General features: G+C 61.2%; 2 protein-coding genes. One reads left to right on the forward strand and one right to left on the reverse strand.

Annotated features, from left to right (window positions below; translation table 11 throughout):
- Window positions 1-1,106, reverse strand: a 1,106-nt coding sequence (locus WBF74_RS13925; protein ID WP_424440948.1) for a lysine--tRNA ligase, incomplete at its 3' end; no start/stop codon positions are given.
- Window positions 1,107-1,292: 186 nt separating this feature from the next.
- Here WBF74_RS13925 and WBF74_RS13930 point away from each other — a divergent pair.
- Entirely contained in the window at window positions 1,293-3,200 is a 1,908-nt protein-coding gene (locus tag WBF74_RS13930) for a sensor histidine kinase (RefSeq protein WP_424440950.1), read from the forward strand.
- Window positions 3,201-3,255: the final 55 nt, after the last annotated feature.

A 3,255-nucleotide genomic window follows, 5' to 3' on the forward strand; every position in this document is an offset into this window, starting at 1 on the left:
GCGGCATTGTTCAGCCGTTCACGCGCATCCTGGGCGGGGAACGCCGCGAGCGCGCTCAGATATTCATCCACATTGCGCGGAATGACATCGAAATAGAGCCGCTTGCCCGCGCGCGGGCTCTGGAACATGAAATATTGCAGGCTCTCCGGGCTTGCATAACGCAGCCAGTCTTCGATCGAGAGGCCATTGCCCTTCGACTTTGAAATCTTCTTCCCCTCTTCATCGAGGAAAAGTTCGTAGTTGAAGCCTTCGGGCGGCGCCTTGCCGAGTGCGCGGCAGATGCGCGAGGCGAGCTTCACGGAATCGATCAGATCCTTGCCCGCCATTTCATAATCCACACCGAGTGCCGCCCAGCGCATGGCCCAGTCGGCCTTCCATTGCAGCTTGCAATGGCCGCCCGTCACCGGCACTTCGACCGTTTCATTTGTGCCCGGCTCGACATAGCTGACCGTGCCCTTCTCAACATCACGCCCGACCAGCGGCACCAGCAACACATGACCGGTGAGGGGGCTGACCGGGAGAATGGGGCTGTAGCTCTGCTGACGCTCTTCGCGGAGCGAAGGCAGCATGATCTCCATGATTTCGTCGAATTTGGCGAGCACCTTCAGCAGCATCTCGTCGAATCGCCCCGACTTGTAATAGTCGGTCGAGGAGGCAAACTCATATTCGAAGCCGTAGGAATCGAGGAAGGCCCGCAGCCGCGCATTGTTATGCGCACCGAAGCTCGTATGCGTGCCGAAGGGGTCGGGCACCTCGGTCAGCGGCTTGTTGATATAGCCCGCCAGCATTTCCTGGTTCGGCACATTGGTCGGCACCTTGCGCAGCCCGTCCATGTCGTCGGAGAAGCAGAGAAGGCGGGTGGGCACGCCGGGCATCAGGCGTTCGAAGGCATGGCGCACCATGGTGGTGCGCGCCACTTCGCCGAATGTACCGATATGGGGCAGGCCGGAGGGACCATAGCCGGTTTCGAAGAGAACGGTCGGGCTTGTTTCCTTACCTTTTTCGAGGCGCGCCACAATTTTCCGTGCTTCCTCGAAGGGCCAGGCTTTGCTGACCTTGGCGGCTTCATGGAGTTCCGAAGGAGATATGGCAGGGGCGGCGGACATTTAATCTACCCGAATTGAAGGATTTAAGGCTTTGACAAGCGCGCGGACCCTATGCTTTGGACAACTCCCCGTCAATGCGACGCGGGGTCTTCGACGACGCGGCCAACCGTACCGATATGCTCCCGATACGTCTTGGGAAAAGCCGGTGAGTAGCGTTTTAGGCATTTGTCCCCAGAGCACGAAACCTTGACCCCGCCCTCTGAAAACACAGCCCCGTTTGACGGTCGCTCTGGCTCCGAACTGACATCGGACCCGGAGGGCGGTCTTTCGCTGCCTTTCGAGCCGAAGCGCCGGTCCATTCCCATCGAAACGCGGATCGACGCCGAGCAGGTCAAGCTGCTGATGTCGCTTGGCGAGACGACGCGCTGGACGCTTCTCGGCATCGTGCTGGTCGTCGGGCTCACCTTCTTCCAGACAGCCCCGGTCTGGGCAACGCCCCTCGTCATGGCGATCCAGCTTGTGGCCCAGTTTGGCTTCGACCATGTGCGCAAGGGCTTCCGTGCCGACCCGGACGCCGTTTCCAATGCCATGATGTGGGCGCGGCGCTATGCGTTTGTTACCGTTATCAGCGGTGCCACATGGGGGGTCGGCTCGATCCTCTGGCTGCCCGGCGCCTCCTTTGCCCATGAAATCTTCTATCTTCTGGTTCTCGCCACGCTGGTCATGGCGGCGGTGTTCTCGCGGGCGAATTACCCCCCGGCCGTCATCTATTACGCGATAGCAGCCTGTCTGCCGGTCGCGGTTATGCTTGTCTGGCGCGCGGAACCGCTTTCTCTCGCAACGCTGGTCCTCGCGGCCATGTTCTTCACGACCGTTTCGGTCTGGACGCGCCGGGTCAACGAGGCTTACCGCGAGGCCTTCCGGCTGCGCTTTGAAAATGCCGATCTCATCGAGCGGATGAACCGCGCTCATGCTACCAGCGAGCAGCGGCGGCAGGCCGCCGAAGAGGCCGAGGCCCGCGCCGTTGCGGCCATGAAGGCGAAGGACGAGTTTCTCGACATTATCGGCCATGAGGTGCGCGCGCCGCTTGATGGCTTGCGCAACATGGCGATGTATCTCGCCGATGAGGCGGTGAACGACACGCAGATGAAGATTGCCGGCTCCATCGAGGAAACGAGCCAGCTTCTGCGCCGCATCATTGATGACATGATCGATTTCTCGGAAATCGAGGCGCATTCCCTTGAACTGAAGCCGAGAAGCTTCGACCCCGCAGAGCTTGCGGCGAGCATTGTGCGGATGACGCGCCACCAGGCTGTTGCGCGCGGGCTGTCGCTTGAGATCGACAAGGGGCTCGACGTTCCGCCCAGCATGATCGCGGATCCTGACCGGGTGAAGCAGGTTCTTTCGAACCTCGTCAACAATGCGATCAAGTTCACCTATCAGGGCGGCGTGGTGGTGCGCGTCTCCGCCGTGCAGGCGCCGGGCGGCGAGACATTGCTCCGCTTCTCCGTCACGGATACCGGCCCCGGCCTTTCCGCAGAAGCGCAGCGCTGGATATTCGACGCCTTTTCGCAAGGCGCAGACGCCCATGATTTTCGCGTAGCGGGCAAGCGGGCAGGCGCGGGTCTTGGGCTTGCGATCAGCAAACGGCTCGTTGCCCTGATGGGCGGCCATATCGGCGTGGACAGTACGCTCGGACAGGGCAGCACCTTTTGGTTCCTGCTGCCTGCCGAACCCGGTGCCGCTGCAGATTATTTTGCCACGTTCCGGGACGATACCGCCGTGCCCCCGCCCACGGAGCGGCAACAGCTTGTCGATCTCGATCATCTCTATGAACTGGAGCAGCGTGTCGGCGGCGAGCACATTACCGATCATCTGATGGTCGGCCTTGAGCGCATCGTCGCCCTTCACCGCAACATGGAAACCGCCCGCGAGAAGCGGGACGCAGCGACCCTCGCTGTACAGGCCCGCGAAATGCGGAGCGTTGCGGAAAGCATTGGCCTTACCACCATCATGCGGATTGCGACCGAGATTGATGAAAGCATCCGGCAGGGTGAGGCTGAGGCTGCCATGCACAATCTGCCCCGGTTGCAACTCAAGATCAGCGCCACATGGCGCGAACTTTCGAAAGCCTATCCCGGCCTTGTTGCCTGAGCATGGGCTTCGGGCGGCGCATCGTTATACTGCGCCGCGATGACCCATCTTCCTC

The organism is Parvibaculum sp. (genome assembly GCF_049672805.1).
Lineage (GTDB): Bacteria > Pseudomonadota > Alphaproteobacteria > Parvibaculales > Parvibaculaceae > Parvibaculum.